Annotated in this window: 10 protein-coding genes and 2 pseudogenes; 6 read left to right on the top strand and 6 right to left on the bottom strand. The window is 62.4% G+C overall.

The window, feature by feature from the left end:
• Window positions 1-21 precede the first annotated feature (21 nt).
• Both G6N77_RS15535 and G6N77_RS15530 read right to left on the bottom strand, forming a co-directional pair.
• Complete coding sequence (locus tag G6N77_RS15535) at window positions 22-165, bottom strand: hypothetical protein (RefSeq protein WP_165183082.1); 144 nt, start codon at window positions 163-165, stop codon at window positions 22-24.
• A 25-nt stretch (window positions 166-190) separates the two neighbouring features.
• Complete coding sequence (locus G6N77_RS15530; RefSeq protein ID WP_205678330.1) at window positions 191-646, bottom strand: helix-turn-helix domain-containing protein; 456 nt, start codon at window positions 644-646, stop codon at window positions 191-193.
• A gap of 200 nt (window positions 647-846) precedes the next feature.
• Between G6N77_RS15530 and G6N77_RS15525 the strand changes: the two are divergent.
• Window positions 847-1,926: pseudogene (locus tag G6N77_RS15525) on the top strand (ISL3 family transposase); the annotation flags it as partial.
• 445 nt (window positions 1,927-2,371) lie between these two features.
• On the opposite strand, the gene G6N77_RS15520 reads toward G6N77_RS15525, so the two are convergent.
• Window positions 2,372-2,740 carry a hypothetical protein gene (locus tag G6N77_RS15520; protein ID WP_165183081.1) on the bottom strand — a complete coding sequence of 123 codons (369 nt, stop codon included), beginning with the start codon at window positions 2,738-2,740 and terminating at the stop codon, window positions 2,372-2,374.
• 585 nt (window positions 2,741-3,325) lie between these two features.
• On the opposite strand from G6N77_RS15520, the gene G6N77_RS15515 reads away from it, so the two are divergent.
• From G6N77_RS15515 to G6N77_RS19665, 3 genes and pseudogenes are all read left to right on the top strand, one after another.
• On the top strand, window positions 3,326-4,996 hold the full coding sequence (locus G6N77_RS15515) for a hypothetical protein (protein ID WP_165183080.1): 1,671 nt from the start codon (window positions 3,326-3,328) through the stop codon (window positions 4,994-4,996).
• A gap of 7 nt (window positions 4,997-5,003) precedes the next feature.
• A pseudogene (locus G6N77_RS15510) lies at window positions 5,004-5,871 on the top strand (transposase); the annotation flags it as partial.
• Between the two features lie 538 nt (window positions 5,872-6,409).
• Window positions 6,410-9,283 carry an FG-GAP-like repeat-containing protein gene (locus tag G6N77_RS19665; protein ID WP_205678329.1) on the top strand — a complete coding sequence of 958 codons (2,874 nt, stop codon included), beginning with the start codon at window positions 6,410-6,412 and terminating at the stop codon, window positions 9,281-9,283.
• Window positions 9,284-9,356: 73 nt separating this feature from the next.
• Here the strand turns inward: G6N77_RS19665 and G6N77_RS15500 are convergent, their stop codons facing one another.
• Window positions 9,357-12,311, bottom strand: coding sequence for a GH25 family lysozyme (locus tag G6N77_RS15500; protein WP_240902282.1), 2,955 nt, complete (start codon window positions 12,309-12,311; stop codon window positions 9,357-9,359).
• Between the two features lie 921 nt (window positions 12,312-13,232).
• Here G6N77_RS15500 and G6N77_RS15495 point away from each other — a divergent pair.
• The gene (locus tag G6N77_RS15495) at window positions 13,233-13,877 is read left to right on the top strand and encodes a protein tyrosine phosphatase (RefSeq protein WP_165183078.1); all 645 of its coding nucleotides are present in this window, start codon (window positions 13,233-13,235) and stop codon (window positions 13,875-13,877) included.
• A 139-nt stretch (window positions 13,878-14,016) separates the two neighbouring features.
• On the top strand, window positions 14,017-14,541 hold the full coding sequence (locus tag G6N77_RS15490; RefSeq protein ID WP_165183077.1) for an RNA polymerase sigma factor: 525 nt from the start codon (window positions 14,017-14,019) through the stop codon (window positions 14,539-14,541).
• A gap of 1,229 nt (window positions 14,542-15,770) precedes the next feature.
• Here G6N77_RS15490 and G6N77_RS15485 read toward each other — a convergent pair.
• Window positions 15,771-16,748 (bottom strand): WxL protein peptidoglycan domain-containing protein, encoded by a 978-nt coding sequence (locus tag G6N77_RS15485; protein WP_165183076.1) that lies wholly within the window; start codon window positions 16,746-16,748, stop codon window positions 15,771-15,773.
• 233 nt (window positions 16,749-16,981) lie between these two features.
• Window positions 16,982-17,560 (bottom strand): WxL domain-containing protein, encoded by a 579-nt coding sequence (locus G6N77_RS15480; RefSeq protein WP_165183075.1) that lies wholly within the window; start codon window positions 17,558-17,560, stop codon window positions 16,982-16,984.
• Window positions 17,561-18,295 lie beyond the last annotated feature (735 nt).

Genomic DNA, 18,295 nt, shown 5'->3' with positions numbered 1-18,295 from the left:
GAAGCGGTGTTACCCGTCGCGTTATTTGACGATGGCGGCGTCACTGGTATTGACGATGGGATTGGCGGGTTTGGTTGTCATGGTGACGTGGTGGTCGGCATCGGTGCCGGGCATGTGGCTGCGGTCATGAGCGTCGTCGTCATGGTGACGTTTGTTTCTGAGCATAGCAGGGCACGGTCTGGTCTCTATTTCAGGTGCGCAGCGGCAGGCTCAGGAGGTTACCTCGCGTGAAGTGGCCGATCACGGTCCAAGGTGGCAGCTCGGGGTCTACCCGGCGGCAGTAGGCCAGGGCCGCGCCGGCCAAGGTATTCAAGCCATGGCCGAGTAGGGTCGGCCAGGGTTTGGGGCGGACCAGGATGTCGGGGTTGAGGCGGAAAGCGTGCTGCACGACCTGCTCGTATAGCCACTGGGTGTGGGTTTTCGGTACGCGTCTCAGCCAGCGGCGCACCGTCGAGAGGGGCCGGCCCAGCAGGGTGGCGATCCGACGATGCCCGCTGCCGGCGGCCTTGGCCGCCAGTGCGGTCCCGATGACCTCGAGGGCGTCGGCCCGGCGCAGGGACAACGCGGCTGGCAGCAGGACCTGGGTGCGGCCGCAACCGGGGCAGCGGGCGCGCCGCGGCCGCACGGTCAACCGTGCGTCGCCCAAGCCGCGCACGGTGCGGGTGCGGGCGTGCCCGTGGGGGGCGCAGCCGGCCCGAACAGCCCGGGCAGGGTATTTCCCCTGCCCGTAACGCCGCCTCGTCCGGCTGGGGGCTGTTCACGATCATCATCGTGCCTGCTCCTGCTCGTCTGCCAAACACTCATGCCGATGACTCTTGTCTACCATGGCCGCCGGCGGGAAGGGGGTTGATCAAGCTTCGCCGCTACCGCTGCAGCGAATGCGGCCACGTGTGGCGGCAAGACACCACGAAAGCAGCTGAGCCGCGGGCGAAGCTCTCCCGCCGCGGACTGGCCTGGGCGCTGGAAGGCATCGTGTGCCAACACCTCACCGTCGCCCGTGTCGCCGAGGGACTCGGCGTCTCATGGAATACCGCCAACAATGCCGTCCTGGCGGAAGGCAAGCGGGTGCTCATCGATGACCCGAGGCGTTTTGACGGGGTGAAGGTCATTGGTGTTGACGAGCATGTTTGGCGGCACACCCGCCATGGGGACAAATATGTCACCGTCATCATTGACCTGACCCCGATCCGTGACAAAACAGGGCCGTCCCGCCTCCTGGACATGGTCGAAGGCCGCTCGAAGCAGGTCTTCGCCACCTGGCTGCAGGCACGCCCCCAAGCATGGCGGGACGGGATAGAAGTCGTAGCCATGGACGGGTTCTCCGGCTTCAAAAGCGCTTCCACCGAAGAGCTGCCAGAGGCCGTCCCGGTCATGGATCCCTTCCATGTCATCCGCCTGGCAGGGGATGCCCTGGATGTCTGCCGGCGCCGGGTGCAGCAAGCAACGTGCGGGCACCGCGGACGGGCCGGCGATCCGCTCTACAAAGCCAGACGAACCCTGCACACCGGAGCTGGGCTGCTCACCGAGAAACAACAAAAGCGATTGGAAGACCTCTTTGCAACCGATACGCATGTAGAAGTGGAAGCCGCGTGGGGCATCTACCAGCGCATGATCACCGCCTACCGGGAACCCGACCGCACCGAGGGAAGGAAGCTGATGCAGGCCGTGGTTGACTCACTCGGTACCGGCATCCCGGCCGCGCTCACCGAACTCAAAACCCTGGGACGGACTCTCAAAAGAAGGGCGGCGGACGTGCTCGCCTACTTCGACAGACCCGGCACCTCCAACGGCCCAACCGAGGCAATCAACGGGAGACTGGAACACCTCCGCGGCTCAGCGCTCGGTTTCCGCAACCTCACCAACTACGTCGCGAGATCATTGCTCGAATCCGGCGGATTCAGACCGAAACTACACCCTCAAATCTGAAGAGCCGGTTATGTGCTGAATATATTCATGTGGACAATCCCCAAACGACCGGCATGGCTGCCGGAGCGGAGCGTTATAGCAAGGGGGCAGCACGCGTGAATGAAGCAGAGTTGCTGCCGTTTGCCCGTTTTTTTACACGGTGGCCAGCTAGGCCGGGCCCGCTACCTAGAAGCTGCCTTGAATTTGGTCGGTCAGATTGCGAAAATTGACAAAAAGTGGTAGGGCTTAAGTTATGTATCTGCTGGGGGTACTAATTATTCTTAGGGTGTTGTCATGCGGACAGCGTTCCGTGAGCGCCTTGCTTCTGCGGAGGTCTCTAAACGGCAGTGGTTGATGTCGTTTTACTATGGGTCTTCCGCCGTCGGCATTTGGCCGATCGTACCTGCTTTACTCGCAAATGGTCCAGCAATGCCCATGGCTGACCGCTTGGAAAATGAGATGCGTTCTATGCGCCTTTGAGATACTCCTCCGCCAATTGGGTGACAGTAAGATCGCCGCACTGGCGCAGCGAGGTCAAGGCAAGTGACGCTTGCTGCAGGCTGCCATTCCGCAGGGATGCGATCACTTCCGCGCTGCTCTTCTCCAGTTGTTCTGCGCCTACCATATGGCTTGATGTGGACAGGCTCAGTGCCGCTTCTATTGCGTCGTCCAGGTCCTCTGCCACAATGGCCATGGACAATCTTTGGAATCGACCAGTCCACATGTCCACATAGTTACTGACAAAAGCTCTGGACATCGAGGTTTCTCCTCCCAAGGAATCCTCCAGGGATTTCAACTGGGCAATGTTCACCAACGGGAGGCGTCGTTGTGGCATGATTTGCATCCTCCTCCCGCCGCGTGCCGACACTACAGTCCAACTGTAGTTCCTGGTAAAGACCGAACCTTCGTACTCCGGCCGAATTGCCCATCTTCTACCGGAATCTTACGGATATTTCAGGGCCGTGAGAATCGAGCAAGTCTTTCACCCTGCTTCCCTGACCATTTTCCAAGTCTTGATGGCTTGTCCCATGAGCGCGTGTCGGATGAAAACTGTCTGGGGCTGTTAGAGAGAGGCCTCTCACGGCTTTCGTTCAGGCGCACACTCCGGGCAGCGCTGCGAACCCCGCCAACCATATGGCTTTTTCCGTTGAGTGAGAAAGGAATGCCTGCGCCAGATTCAATGGCGAGATATTCCACGAAGTGCCCCTTTTGCCAACCTGCGGGCAACGCGCCAACCCCGCGTCGTCAAGCCCGAGAAGTCAGGCTGGCAACTCAATCGAATAGCCAAGCCGCGCAAATAAGAAGTAGAGAATCAGGCCGAATTCAGGCCCGGCTCAATACTGGCCGCGGGAAATCAGCATCGTGGTCATTGTGGGATGGTGTTCCGGCGTTGTCGTGAATGGCGCTAGTATTAGCGGCGATGGGACTATTCAGGTTGGGCGTCAAGCACGAACATCGATCTGACGGCGTGACACGAAGTCTTTCATCGTTTTTTTCCGTAACGAGCCACCGCGGTGCTGTGGGTGTTTGGAACACCTTGGCCGTTGAAACAGTGGCTGTGCTCGTTGCGCTGACGCTCGCCGTAGTGGCTGTCTGGCATATGGCATTCTCCTCACGGTCCTGGATGCTGTATTACGATACGGAGACCGTCCTTCCGGCCATGATTTGGGGTTCGGGAACGGTGCAGCACTGGGCGTTGTCGGCGGTGTTGTTCCTTCCTGAAATGGCGTTGTACGGTCTGATCGCCCTCATGGGCATGAGTGTCAAAGCGACATTGACCGCGTTCGCTGTGGCCGACTTTTTCTTCGCTTACCTTGCACTGCGAATGACGGCTGGCCTCGTTGCGAAAGTCTCACGCCCGATGCGTGTGTTCGGAGCGTTGCTGGCGTTCACCGCAATCGTGGTGTTTGCATTTTTGGATGATTCACCACGCTGGGACACGTTTGAACTGGTGTCTTTGCTGTCGACTGCCACATACTACGGTGCAACGGTCATAGCACTGATTGCGACGATCGGGATCGCGGCAGCGCTTACAGCCCAGGCGCTTTCCCGCGGATGCCAAATCCGTTTAGCGTGCGGTCTCACGGCGGTTGCTTTCATTTCCACTGCCTCGAATCCCCTTTACCTTGGCTGGGTGTGCATCCCGCTGGTGGCAACATTGCTTGTATTGGCGTGGTCGCGGTTGCTGAGATTCCGAACGACCGCCAGTATCTCGTGTATCCTCGCGGCTTCGGCGGCAGCCGGGCTCGTGGCGAGGCTCCCGTTCGCCGGACTTATTACCAAGAGCGCGTCAGCGTACGCCGTACCCGGACGGGCACTGTCTACGGCCATTTATTATGTTCGCATGTTGACTGAACGTGCATCATCACTTTCCGGCTTCGCCTCGCTCGTTATGATGTTCATATTGATCATCTCAAGCGTCATCCTTTCCCGGCACTTCATCAGGCAGAAATCCTCGGCCGCCGCCCTCGTGGTCACCATGGGGTGGATGAGCCCGTTGATAACGATGTGCGGGGCCGTGGCCCTTGGGGCAGTGGGGACGCGCTATCTCCAACCCCTGTTCTATGCCCCCGCAATCACGCTTGTCTTGGTTCCCGTCCTCGTGCGGGCAAGATGGCCAGCAGCAAGGTCGCGACCCCGGTTGTGGCGGGTGCGAAAGCCGGCCGTGATGATGTCGCTAGCAATGGTAGTCGTGCTGTGCTGCGGCTTGTTTGGGGTTGCGCTCTTTAGAAAGTCAGCGGACATTGACAGCAGCATCCGCTGTGTGGACGGATGGATCTCAGCTCAAAATCGGGTGGGTGCGGGCCGCTATTGGACCATACGCGGGCCCAAGGCCTACCTCGCCAACCAATCCCTTCTCATCCAGGTGGATGACCACTTTAATGCCTATCCCTGGCTCGTTGACCGCACGGACTTCAACACCCGTTACGTCTCGTTCGTGATCCATGACACAACACACCCGGCGCCGCGACTTCCGCGAGCCGTTGGCCCCACGCACACCAGTGTGGTGCGTTGCGGGCGCTATACGATCGAAGACTTCCGAACCGCCGTGCTCCCTGTAGGTTCCGCGATCAGCACGCCTGTACCCTAGCCCGGATGGTGCCCGCAACGGCGGTGGTGAAGTCCTGGCTAAGCTGCTGCGACCTGGCAATGCCGGGGCCAACAGTGCCTTATGCCGATATCGGCATAAGGCGCGGAGGACCACATCAAGATCTTCACCGCCGCGATCGCCTGGCTGCCCGACGCGTTCTACGACGAGGACGGCAGGTTGATCGGGGAGAAGATCCCGGTGCGCACTGACAGTGCCGGGGCCTCACGCAAATTCCTGCACCATCTGGCGTCCCTGGGCGTGCAGTTCAGCGTCTCCTACCCGGTGCCCGTGATGAAGGCGCCCATGGTGGCCCGGATCAATGACAAGCACTACTGGCAGCCGGCCCTGAACCAGGGCGGGAACGAACGCGAGGACGCCTGGGTCGTCAACGCCACAGACGTCCTCGGACTGGAAGACTGCCCCGAGGGCACGAACCTGTACCTGCGCGCCGAGCCCCTCCACCCCGGCGCGCAGGCAACCCTATTGGATGCGGACGGGCACCGGTTGACGGCTTTCTTGACGAACTCCCCGCGCTGGCACGGACCCACCCTCGATGCCCGCCACCGCGCCCGGGTCGCTGCGAGAACCGGATCAAGACGTTGAAGAACACCGGGCTGGGCAAGCTGCCGTTCTTTGACTTTCATGCCAACCAGGCCTGGGCAAACATCGCGACCCTGGCCATGAATCTCATCTCCTGGCTGCAGCTGGCCATCCTATCCAACGGCAACACCGCCCAAAGTTGGGGCGTGAAACGGTGGCGCTACCGGCTCTTCGCGACCGCCGGGAAACTCATCACCCGCGCCCGCCGCACCTGGCTCCTCATCTCCGAGATGTCCCCTGAAACATCCACGGTCGCCACGCTCCTGGCCGGCATCGCCCAGCTCAAGCACCGCCGAAAAGCCTGCCCGCGCCAGCCTGAAAACCCAGGCCCGGCCCCTCCAACCACGAGAACACCCCCCCAGGGACCAGTGGAAACCGACGCCCACCCAGCGACAACAGGCCCACCAAATACGCCCAAAAACAAGAAAACGACCCGACCGGAAAACAAATCCCAGCCAGGCCGGCCACCCAACCACCATAAAAAATCCGGGCTAGTGGCCGCCTGTCACTTTCAAGGTCAAGTCCCATTAGGTGGTGCAATTCGTCGGGACTGTGAGGGTCAGCTGAATTGATTATGCGGCAATGGGTTCGGCAGGCCATGACGGACGGTTGGGTCCAATCCCCATGCACGTGATTGCCGTCCGTAAGTGTCCACGAGAACGCATAGGAATACGTTGGAGCACGCGGGTGTCCGCGGGCAGGTTCGCCAGAGACATCCGATATTATTATGTGTTTGGGTTTCTCGGGCCGGGGCGATCCGGAGCTGTTCTCCAGGAACCGTTGTCCGCAGCCGCTCCGCGAACGATCGTGCGCGTGCCCACTACACAAGACGTTGAGGAATCCTTGAACCGCACCGTATTGCAGGCCAGTCTGGCAGCTTCCCTCCTCGTCCTGTCCCTGATGGCGTCCGCCGTCGGGCCGGCCAGCGCAGCTGGGCCGACACCGGCCACCACGTCGGGCCCGACAGCCAGTGAGGCGGCGTCCAGCCTGACGCCTCTACCGGCTAACGTCGCATCGGAGAGCCCGCCCACCGCCCCGGCCACGGTCGCCCCCACTCCTCCTGCCCCGGGGACGGGGGTGCCGCCGTCGAAGATCGCGCACAGGAATGTGGCGGCCCAGCTGGCCGGGCACCGGCACTCTCCGGTCTGCGGGGCCCCGGCCAGGGATCATGCGGCGTGCGCGGCGGTCCTGGATGATAATGTGCACTCCGCCTTGGGCACCCAGGCCACGACACCGTCAGGGTATGCGCCGGCCGAGCTGCAGTCCGCTTACCGGCTGCCTTCTGCCACGGCGGGCAAGGGCATGACGGTCGCGGTCATTGACGCCTTTGACGACCCGACAGCGGCCGCTGACCTGGCGGTGTACCGCGCCCAGTATGGTTTACCGGCCTGCGGGACCGGATGTTTCACCAAGGTCGGCCAGGACGGGACGACTTCCGATTTACCTGCCGTGAATACCGCCTGGGCACAGGAAATCTCCTTGGATCTGGACATGGTCTCGGCCGCCTGCCCGAATTGCAGCATCCTGTTGGTGGAAGCTAACTCCACATTGCTCAGTGACCTGGGCACGGCCGTGAACGCGGCGGTGAACCTGGGCGCGAATACCGTGTCCAACAGTTACGCCGCCACCGATGACTCCTCCTCGCCTACCTACGATCGCCTTTACTACGACCACCCCGGAGTGGCGGTGGTGGCGGCCGGGGGGGATGCCGGATATCAAACCAACTATCCGGCCTCCTCCCCGGACGTGGTAGGGGTGGGTGGGACAAGCCTGTACCAGAGCACGAACGCACGCGGGTGGAGCGAAAACGCGTGGAGCGGGACGGGTTCCGGCTGCTCCTTGCATGAGGGGAAACCGGCCTTCCAAACCGATACCGGCTGCGCGGGACGCACCGTGACCGACGTCTCCGCGGTGTCCGACCCCGGCACCGGGGTCGCCGCTTATGACTCCACCCCAAACGGGGCCAGCGTGGGCTGGCAAGTATTCGGCGGGACCAGTGCCGCCTCCCCGATCATCGCCAGCACGTACGCCCTGGCAGGGCGCCCGGCCCCGGGAACCAATCCGGTCTCCTACCCTTATGGCCATCCGGCCCAGCTGAACGACGTTCTCGCCGGCAGCAACGGCACCTGCAGTCCCAGCTACCTTTGCATAGCAGGCCCCGGATACGACGGACCCACCGGGCTGGGTACACCCGATGGGACCAGTGCATTCGCCCCCTCGAGCGCGAACTCTATCAGCAGCGTCAATGACGTGCTCAGCGTCACTTCAGCCGGCCAACTCATGGATTCCCAGAACACGGGAACAGGCACCTTCGCCACGCCCACGGTGATTGGGACCGGCTGGACCGGGGTGAAAGGCCTGTTCGTCACCGACTGGAACAATGACGGTGTACCCGATCTTCTCATCCAGCACTCCAACGGGCAGCTGAGCGTCAGCGAGGGAATCCCCGGCGGCGGATTTAGTTCCCCGCTAATCCTGGGAAAAAGCGGATGGGACCAACTGGACCTGACCGTCGGGCACTGGTCCACTGCCAGCACATACCCCGGTATCGTGGGCGTGGGCCAGCATGGAACGCTTCAATACTGGCCTGCAACCTCCACCGGGGCCTTGGGCCAGGGAACTATCCTGGCGACCGGCCTGACCCGCAATTCCATCACCATGCTCGACTGGAACAGCGACGGGAAGATGGACATCATTTCCCGGAATTACCGGGGCGAGCTGTATGTCAGTTATGGGGGGAACGGTGGCACGCTTAGCGGGGTGAGGAAGCAGATCGGCCAAGGGTGGAATGGCTTCAACCAGATCGTCCCAGCCCATCGCCTGACCGGATCTGCCAGCCAGGGCCTGATCGGGGTCACCCCCGCCGGCGCCGCTATCTATTATCCGATCAATAGCACCGGCGGGTGGGCCAGTCCCTACAGCCTGGGTACCCAGTGGGCCGCCACCGTGCTTTCCGGTGGACAAGTCCTGGTCCCGCTGCCGCCCATCATGCACAACGGGGATCATATCTCCGCCGATACGACCGGCGCCCTCTGGGACGCCCCGGCCAGCGGGACCGGCAGTTTTGACCGGCCCTACCAGATCGGCATCGGCTTCTATGGTGTCGAGAACACATTCATTACCGACTGGAACGGCGACGGCCGCCTTGACCTGGTCGTCCAGTGGAACAGCGGCCGGCTCAACGTCTACCTGGGTGAGAACGGTGGCCTGACCGGGGGCCCGCTCCTGGCCTCCTCCGGCTGGGGTGGCATGGTGATGACTGTGGGGTATTGGAACATCCATACCTCCCACCCAGGCATCGTCGGATACGGCCACCTGGGCAACCTTTATTTCTGGCCGAATCCCCAAGGACAGACTCTGGGCAGTCCCACACAGATCGGCAACGGCTGGGGCGGGCTGGGTTTGACCATGGTGGACTTCGACGGGGACGGTCATAACGACATCCTGGCCAAATCCCCCAACGGACAGCTGCGCCTGTACCGGGGCAACGGCTGGGGTGGCTTCATCTCCGAAACCCGAAAGACAGTTGGTACCGGCTGGAACGGCATGCGCGGGATCACCCCAGCAAACAATTTCACCGGCCCCGGCATCGGCATCATCGCGCAGAACACGACCAGCGGCACCTACTATTACTACCCCATCCACACCGGATCCTTCGGCACTAAAAGCACGGTGCCCTTCAACTAACCACCACCGCCGGGCCCGGCACGGAAGACCGTGCGAAGACTTCTCCCGCACCCTCCCGGGTTAGAGGAGCTGGTCAACCCCCGATCGCGGCTCCAGTGACGTGCCGGCTCAGCACACTGGGTGTCCCCCACGTGCGGGGTGCCGTTATCGGATAAAAACGAACGGTCCCATCCCAGGAATACGCCAGAACTCCAGTGCTACCGGGGCCGGCGAAGCCGGTGACGCCGGTAAATTGCCGGAAGGACGCCCAGCCTGAACCCACCACCGGCCGGGCTTCGGGGATAAAGCTGCCTTTTCCGGTGGACCGGTAAAGGCGCATCGCACCCTGCCCGTCCACAGCCAGCACGTCCTGGCTGCCATCCTGATCGAAGTCGACCATGATGATGCGCAGAGAACCCCAGCCGTTGCCGATCTGGCTTCCGGCCGAAAGCGCCGCGCCGGAATTGTTGGCCCAGTAAAACAGGTTTCCCGTCGCGGTGATTCCCAGCACGCCCGGATACGGCTGGCCCGAGACCCACCTGCCGGTCGTGATGCGGATGTTCGCCCACCCGCCGGATCCCACCGTGATCGGGGACATGAAGTTCCCGCCCTTCACACCCCTATACACTGTCAATATGCCGGAGGACCATTGAGCCAAAATATCCGGGATACCGTCCTGGTTCCAGTCCAGGACATGCAGGCTCTTCAATCCGGTCCATCCCACCCCGATCGGGTAGGGTGCCTGCAATTGTCCGTTGCCCGTGGCGGCCGAGTTCCACAGAATACCGTTGGCGTCGGCAGAAATAACATCGTTCACGCCCATCAGTGCCTGCCGAGCCGACAACGTCTGGCTCCCGGCAACGATTGTTCCCGCCCACCCCGACGCGATCGAGGATGCGGCGCCAAAACGGGACGCGGACGTCGGATAATAGAGGAGCGCCCCGGTTGCGGTCTTGGCCAACAAGCCTGTGGATCCGGCTGCCGTGTAGCCGTTGGCGGGGCCCAGACTGGTCATGGTGTTCCACCCGGACCCGATAATGGGGCGGGTCTCGGAAATCAGGGAGCCCTTGCCGTCGGAACGGTAAAGTATCAGGCGGCCGATATTGTCGATCGCGGTGATGTCAGCATTGCCATCGCCGTCGAAGTCGGTCATAACAGGGTGCATGCGCGTCATGCCCTGGGCCAGGGTGGTTCCTGCCGTTAGCGACGTTCCGTTGGTGGTGGTGAAGGACGTGAGGGAACCGCCGGGCGCCTGGGCCACGATGGACGGGTACTTACCACCACGGATCCACTGTCCAACGGTGAGGTCGTAGCCGGCCCAGCCGGAGGCAGCCAACGTCACCGGCGTACTGAAACCGCCCGCCGCTGCCCCGGGGTAAAGCACCAGCTGGCCGTTGGTGCGCTGTACCAAAAGGTCCAATGTGCCGTCGGCGTTCCAGTCGGTGACGTGCACCGACTTGATGCCCGTAAATCCGGAACCAATCTGGGTGCCAGCGCCCAGCATGGCGTTCACCACGGGATAGCGCCAGAGTATGCCGGCGCCGTCCACGCTCACGACATCCGAGACTGATTTGATCGAGGGGTTCGGGGTAGGAACGATAGTCGGCGGCGGCGACGCTGGGAGGCTTGTGTTGATGTTCTCCCCGCCAGCAATCAAGTAAGGATTCCAGCCGGAGCCGACCACTGAGGGTGCCCCGAACGTTGAATTACCGGGGACAGGCAGATACCTGAGTGCGCCTGAGGTATCTCGTTGGAGCAGGCCGGTGGAACCAGGGGCGGCGAATCCGCTGGAGACCGTGTTGCTGGTATAGGCATTCCAGCCGGTGGCAACGGTTTTCCGGGCCTCCGCCATGAACCCGCCAGCCCCGTTCGAGCGGTAGAGGCGCACCGTGCCCGAAGCATCCTGGGCAAGCAAATCCTGGTTTCCGTCACCATCGAAATCAACCATGGCCAAGTTCAAGGCCCCCCAACCGTTGCCGATCTGGGTTCCGGCATCGATCCCGCTGCCCGACGCGTTCTTCCACAGCCTCAGCTCGCCCGAGTCGGAGCGTGTCAGTATTTGCGGGTACTGGGCCGAGTTGGCCCAATAGCCAACGGTCAACTGGTAGCCGGACCAGCCCGAGGAAGCCAACGTCTGGGGCGCGGTAAATCCGCCCCCCAACAGGCCCCGGTAAAGGGACAACGAACCGCCACTCCACTGGGCCAGCAGGTCCAGGACACCGTCGGAATTCCAGTCAATCACCGTGATGGAACGCAGGCCTGTCCAACCCTGTCCGATTTGTTTCCGCACACCCAGGCCGCCGGCTCCGTTGGCTGGGTAGTCCCAGAGCACGCCGGTGCTGTCGGCTGCGACCACATCTGCAGTGGAGGGTATGGATGGATTGCTGGCTGGCGGCGCATTCGTCGAGAGGGAATCGGCCTTGGTGGCGAAAGTGCTCAGGCTGGCCTGCGTACCGTTCCAGGTGTTCGAGTCGCCGGCAAAGGGGCCCGTGGAGCTGTACTGCCACACACTGTAATTAGCCCAGCCGCCGGGCATCCACGGACTACTCGTTCCATAGGCAGCTATGTGAAGGGGTTGGTGGGTGAACGCCGTGGAGTTCCCGGTGCAGTCCTGCCACCAGTAATAGTTCGTGTAAATCATGGGCAGGCGGCCCGTGCGTGCCTGGACCTGCTGGGAAAAGGAACTGATCCAGGCCACCATCTGCGACGCGCTCAGCCCGTAGCATTCGGCCCCATAAGGGTTGTTTTCGATGTCCAGCAGCGGCGGCATCGTTTTCCCGTCGGCACTCCAACCACCCCCGTTGCTGGCGAAGAAGTTGGCCTGGGTGGCGCCGTCGGACTGATCGGGCCGGGCAAAATGATAGCCACCGCGCAACATCCCCACACTGGAGGCGCCCGTGTACTGGGAGGAAAAAGACGCGTCACGGAAGGAAGTGCCCTCGGTGGCCTTGATATACACAAAACGGGCCCCCAGCCTCCACTGCGCCACCCAGTCGACATCACTCACGGAATGGGCAGCGTCGGATGTCTGCCACCCGCTAACGTCCATCCCCAACACACCCGCGGGTGCCACCGTCGAGAGGGGTTGGGCAAGCGAGGGCGACAACAGCGACTGGGCCGTGGCCCCGACCGGCAGCTTCTGCTGGGTCGGGCCCTGCTTGGCCAAACCTATCCCCATGTAAGCGCCGAATTTACCAACCTCGGAAGCTGAAGGAGCAGACGTGGGCGTCGGGGACGGGGACGGTACTGGGGTAGGTGAAGCTGTCGTGGTGGGCCCGGCAGGCACGGCCCCCGGGAGAAGTTGGGGTGCTGCCGTCGGCCCATCGGTGGCCCGGCTCGAAACCACAGTTGCCGGCGTGGGAGCAGAGGTGGAAGAAAGCGCAGGAACTGGATCCCCGGTGGCGGCACTGGCAGGGACAGTTCCCATCGCAACGACCAGGGACGCAGCGAGCAGCCCCGCACCCACAACACGAGTGGCACCACCAGGCAGTGACCGGGACGAAACATGGGTCAGCCTGATCCAAGGTGCAATCATGAAATCTTCTCCGGTTCGATGGACCAAAAGATTTGGCCCGAAAACAGCGAAGCGCAGGATAAGAACCCCAAACACGCCCCCAGGCTAACGTCGCACTCATCCTACCCCGGCGATACTGGAGTGAACAATGATTCGCATGTTTCCAATGACACCGGCGGCAGCCCCCAGCCCACCCCCGCAGGGGGGAGTATCGACACCGCCATGGGCTCCCGGCACTTGATGACCACTAGCGTGGCACCCTTCCGATTTTTCAAACACCCCCGCCGTCAAAGAGTTGAACAACACGTCGCAACCGTCATACCCGGACAAACGCAGGCCGACTGAAAATTTTTGTCCGGCGGGCGTAACTTTTCCACTCCCCCCGGCGATTACATAACTGGAGGGCTGGGGCTCTCAGCCGGTCACGGCTACCACTTTCTTGGCCTTGGAGGTCTCATGTCATTCTTCACCGCGCTGATCACCAGCAAAATCGCAGCAGCCGCACTGGCCGCCGGAACCCTGGCCGTCGGCGGAACCGCTGCCGCCGCATACACGGGAACCCTGCCCACACCACTGCAGCAAAGCGCCCACACCATCCTCGGCGCCCCCGCACCGGTTCCTTCCACCGCCCTGGCAGCTTCCACCGCCACAACCACCACCGAAGCCACGGCCGCTACCGAAGCCACAGAGAAGGCAACTGCCGGCGCTACAGAGGAAGCAACTGCCACGGAAAGCCCGTCGGCCCTACCGGCCGGCCCGGACGCGACGGGACCGGCAGCTTACGGCCTCTGCCAGTCCTTCACCCACGGCGGCCTCGACACTTCCTCCACCGCCTACAAATCCCTGGCCGCCGCAGCCAGCGGCACAACGGACATCACCACCTACTGCGCCACGGTCCCCTCACCGGGCAAGTCCGCAAGCCACCGCCCGGCTGAAACCGGCACCGCTGCTGCCACTGCCCACAAACCCGCCGTCCCGCAGCAGGCTGCCACTGCCCACAAACCCGCCGTCCCGCAGCAGGCTGCCACTGCCCACAAACCCGCCGTGCCGCAGCAGGCTGCCACCGGCCCCGCCCACAAACCCGTTACCGGGCGGCGTTAGTACCAGCCAGCTGGCCTGCTGCCATCCGGGAAATGATCTGAGGGATTTTTCCGGACGGCAGCAGCACGCGAAGCCACGGTGAGGACTGCTCAGCAGCTTGGTCTCCATGATCGGATAATGTGGCTATCAGGGGTGATCTTTGAAGGCATCGGTGACAGGGAACGCTTCGGTCTTCAATGACGCCTTCCGGGAGTACTCACCGGGGGTCTGTGCTTATTTACGAACCCGAGGAGTAGAAGATCCCGAGGCGGTGACCCAGGACGTATTCCTCGCTCTCTATCCGCGGCTCAGTGACCTCCGGGGCGGACCGGCCGGACTGCGGACCCTCATTTTCACGATCGCGCACGCCCGCGCCGTTGATTCCCACCGCAGGCGGGCCCGGACACCGATCTCCATCGAATACGACCCCTCCCAGGATTGCCGCCTTACGCCATCGGCTGAAGACCAGGTGCTCGATAACATGAGGGGTGGCCACGCACTGCTGGAAAACCTGCCCGAAGACTACCGCGACGTTCTCGCGCTGCGCATCATCGCCGAACTGTCACTGGAGAACACGGCCCGGATCATGAAGAAATCCCCGGGAGCCATCAAGCAACTCCAGCGCCGCGCGCTGGCCCGCTTGAAAGAATCCCAACAGGTACCAAAAGGCCAAGGTAGATTGTGAACACCAGTAATTTCCATAGCCCCGAAGACCTCCACGACAAGCAGATCGTCGAGAACCTGCTGGCCACAACCGGAATGAACAACTCCGAAGACGCAGAACTGCTCACACCGGCCCTGATGCACGTCCGCGCTCTCGCACACGGCCCGCAGCCAACCCCCCACGGTGAGCTCGCCGCGCTGCTAATAACCCCGCGCAAAGCCCAAACAATGGACATGGATACCGTCTCAAGCCTGGAAGCTTACCGCAGTAAACGACACACCCGGCTGGTCATCGCGGCCACCGCGCTCTCCCTCTCACTAGGAGCCAGCGCAGCTGCGGCCGCTGCCAACCCCGATTTCCGCGAAACTATCAAAAAAACCGTGACCACCCTCGTCAACACCCTCACATCCGCCCCGAACGAACGGCCACCAAGCAGCCCGCCACCCGTCTACACCCCAGGATCTGCCATCCCGGCGCCCGTACAGCCGACTCTTTCCGGTAACACCGTACCCAGCGGACCGGCCGCGACACCGCCGGCGGCCTCCGAACCGCAACAGCACAAAAGCACGCCAAGCCCTCAACCCAACATTGGCTCCAACAGATCCCTGTCCACCAGACACCCAGCGCCACCGGCAGCGGTCATACCCCAGCCGGCGGGCCCGGTCCAACCCACACAACCGGGCACCGGCTCGACCCTCCCCCGCCAACCCGTAGCTGTGCCTCCGCAACCCACCCACACCCCCGCCGGCGCCCGTCCCACCACGCCTCACCCGCCCCGACCTTAAAACGGACCGGACTTGGGCCACGGTGTCACGCGTCGCAAGGGTTCGTGGAGGGTGGTCACCTTCCATGCCGATAAACCCAGGACCGGATGGTTTCTTCGGGAGGGACGTGACCGCTATTAGTTGGCGACGGCAGGCTGATGACAGGCATGAAACCAAAAATTGACACTAAATCAAAGGAAAGAACCATGAACGCGAACGATATATCCGCAAGACTCTGGTACGCACGTAAAATATTCGACTATTGATTCTTAAACTCGAAGAAGAACTGCCGCCTTCAACGCAGTCCCGGTGACAGCTCCACGCCGAGTCTCATGTCCTGAATACGGTGGCACAGCCTGCCAGGGAACCCCTGCCCGGTACGAATTGGGGATCCGTCAAGTCGTCGCCGCCAGCCCTTGAACGAGCAGTCGTAAGGCCGGGTGAATTAGGTGAGCAGACCACGTACGCCGGGCTATGAGTCGTGCCCTAGGGCACGCCGGGTTCATTCGGGTGCGCAGTGCGTTTGTGGCTGCCAGTGGCGGTGGCGGAAGAGCCGACTTGGGCGAGGGCTGCCCGTGCGCGTCGTATGAACTTCACACCGCGCCAGATGGCGTAGACGGTGGCTGCGATCAGGATAATGGCTATGGCAAGGAGGAGCCAGGGGGCGTAGAGAATGTTTGTCGATGCGAGGCCGGTGCCGGCCTCGGAGGTAATGGCTGCTTCTGCGTGTCCCGTCATGGCCACTGGCGCATGCTGAAGGCGGGAATGCAGATTGATGCTGGCGCCGGGGAGCAGGTTCTCCGGGGCGTCGAATCGTAGGCGGGTGCCGGATTCGGGCCAACCCGTAAGGCTGAGGTCGGCGCGGGGGTGAAGGATGGTGTTGCCTGTGTTGGTGACGGGCAGGGTGAAATTCAGGTTTCCGTCATTATGAGTCCAGGCCAACTTACCGTGACTCATGGATTTTATGGCGGTGCCCGCGACTTTCAGGTAGATGCGCACGCCTTGGCGTTGGACGATGTTGAGGCGGACGGCCGTGCCGCCTTCGAGGGTGGTTGTCTTTCCCTGAACCATTGGTGCCTGAATGATCAACCCGCCGGAGTAGTCACCGGGCGGGGTGCCGGGAGGGACTGTGAGCCGGAAAGGAACTTTCGAATCGGTGTTGGCAGGAATGGTGACCTGGCCGTTTTTAAGCTGTACCCATGCGCCGATACCTTTGCGCGGGTCTGACCGGGAGGCAAATGCGAAGCTGCCCTGCGGGGTTGTTTGGCCGTCCACCGGGTATGTGAGTAGCGTGACCGGTTGCGCGGTGTGGTTGGAAACGACCGCGGTAGCGTCGGCGGCGGCCCCGGGGAAGAGCGCCAGGTGGAAGAAATCCGATTCAGTCGAGGGACGGATACCCAACGCTCCATTGTCCACAGCCGCTGCCGGTACGGTGGCGGAGAAAACGGCAAGGATGAGCAGCATTAGGGTCAGCAGGCTCCGCAGGGCCGGGCGCGGCATTGGGGATCGCCTGGGCATGGTGGTCAAAAAATATTCAGTCCTTGAAGAAGGCGCAGCCGTGGAGGGCTGTCACCGGGTCGCAGCGGGTTCAGAGACGACGCCGTCAACCGCTCCACGGTAGATGGGCGCCTGCCTAGAATGGCGGATCGTCCGGCAGTCTTTGCAGGTGCCGGGCGATCCGTCTTTCATGGGTGATGTCAGCCGATGGTGTACGTCATGGTGGCCGTGTAGGGGTTCAGGGCCGAGGAGCCGACTACGCCGGAGTAGTTGGAGCGGAAGGCGTTGGCCGGAATCGCGATACTAAACGAGGGGGACACATTGTAGGTTCCCTTATTGGGTCCGGTTGCAGAGATCAGGGCCTGGTTGGTGGTGGACAGTGCCAACACCGGAGCGGTGATGCTGGCGGCCGAGTCAGCTCCGCTGCCAGCGGTGATCGTACCGGGTGTGACGGTCAGTGCCGTGGCCGGGATAGTCCGGGCGACCGTCTCAGCCGTGCCTGCTGCACTGGTGAAAACAGTGGTGCTGGCCGATACGGTCCAAGCGGCCCCAGTGCCGCGGGCATCAGTGATGGTCCACGGCGCGGACGTGCCGGTGGAAGTCTGGGTGTTGCTACCGTTGAGCGTCACGGCGGACAGTGTCGGTGCGGCGGTGGTCACAGTGAGTGAACCCCCGGAAACCGTGGAGTTGATCGTGTCTGCTGAGGCGGGGGAAAGCCCGGTGGCAACGGCGATTGCCGCAACGGCCAGGACGGCTGAGAACTTGGTGATACTACGCATATTTTTCTCCTGTGTCTGAAAATACCGGATGGGTGGTGAAACAACCGCGCCGCGGCAGAACGATGCCGAAGCGTGGGGCTATTGGGCGTGGGCGTTGCCTGTATCGCCTCGCGGGGCAAAGTTCCGATCGGATGAACGGGGGCTGATTCTTGACATTGTGGGGACGCTCGTGGTCAGCAGTGTTGTCCGTGAGAATAGTTTTTCGGCAGTGCTCCGCGGGATTTCCGTTCGAGGGCTCGCACGGTTCATCTGTTCCGGGGTCAAATGCCCGGGAGCAGCGGCGAAGGCGTTGGCGCCGGAGACGGCACTGTGGCTTCGTCCTGCCTCCTTGTTGATGGGATACCCGACGCGTTGGGCTAAAAGACCCGGACACCGAAGCGGTACAGCATACGCGCTGGAAAGCACCCGTCATCCGGATTTTTAGGGAACCGGCGTCCCATGTGATTCCGCGGGGAGGCTTCGACATTTCTGGGACCGCCGATAGCTCCGGAAGAAGGAGACAAGCCGGGCAGGTGCAGGGCTGATATAACGGTTTTCATGGAATGCCTTGAGTACAATTTAATGATAATTGGGGTGGTGGAGCCGCCCGACAGCCCTCCGCGTTGATGGGGCCAGATTTGTTCTGTGGCCATGAACTGCCCTTGATGACCGGAGGGAGCAGTACAGTTCCAGGCTGAGCTTCCCCCATGGCAGCGGCATGGGTGCGTGCCCGTGCCACCTCCTGTGCTGAAACAG

Origin of the sequence: Arthrobacter silviterrae (assembly GCF_011045165.1) — a bacterium.
Classification (GTDB): Bacteria; Actinomycetota; Actinomycetes; order Actinomycetales; family Micrococcaceae; genus Specibacter; species Specibacter silviterrae.
Note: the sequence above shows the minus strand (reverse complement) of the source record. Positions and strands in the feature narration are given on the sequence as shown.

Excerpts from the sequence above, each read along its gene's own strand:
- G6N77_RS15535 (WP_165183082.1), bottom strand. The coding sequence starts at position 165 with ATGCTCAGAAACAAACGTCACCATGACGACGACGCTCATGACCGCAGC.
- G6N77_RS15520 (WP_165183081.1), bottom strand. The coding sequence starts at position 2,740 with ATGCCACAACGACGCCTCCCGTTGGTGAACATTGCCCAGTTGAAATCC.
- G6N77_RS15515 (WP_165183080.1), top strand. The coding sequence starts at position 3,326 with ATGGGACTATTCAGGTTGGGCGTCAAGCACGAACATCGATCTGACGGC.
- G6N77_RS15500 (WP_240902282.1), bottom strand. The coding sequence starts at position 12,311 with ATGGACGTTAGCGGGTGGCAGACATCCGACGCTGCCCATTCCGTGAGT.
- G6N77_RS15495 (WP_165183078.1), top strand. The coding sequence starts at position 13,233 with ATGTCATTCTTCACCGCGCTGATCACCAGCAAAATCGCAGCAGCCGCA.
- G6N77_RS15485 (WP_165183076.1), bottom strand. The coding sequence starts at position 16,748 with ATGCTGCTCATCCTTGCCGTTTTCTCCGCCACCGTACCGGCAGCGGCT.
- G6N77_RS15480 (WP_165183075.1), bottom strand. The coding sequence starts at position 17,560 with ATGCGTAGTATCACCAAGTTCTCAGCCGTCCTGGCCGTTGCGGCAATC.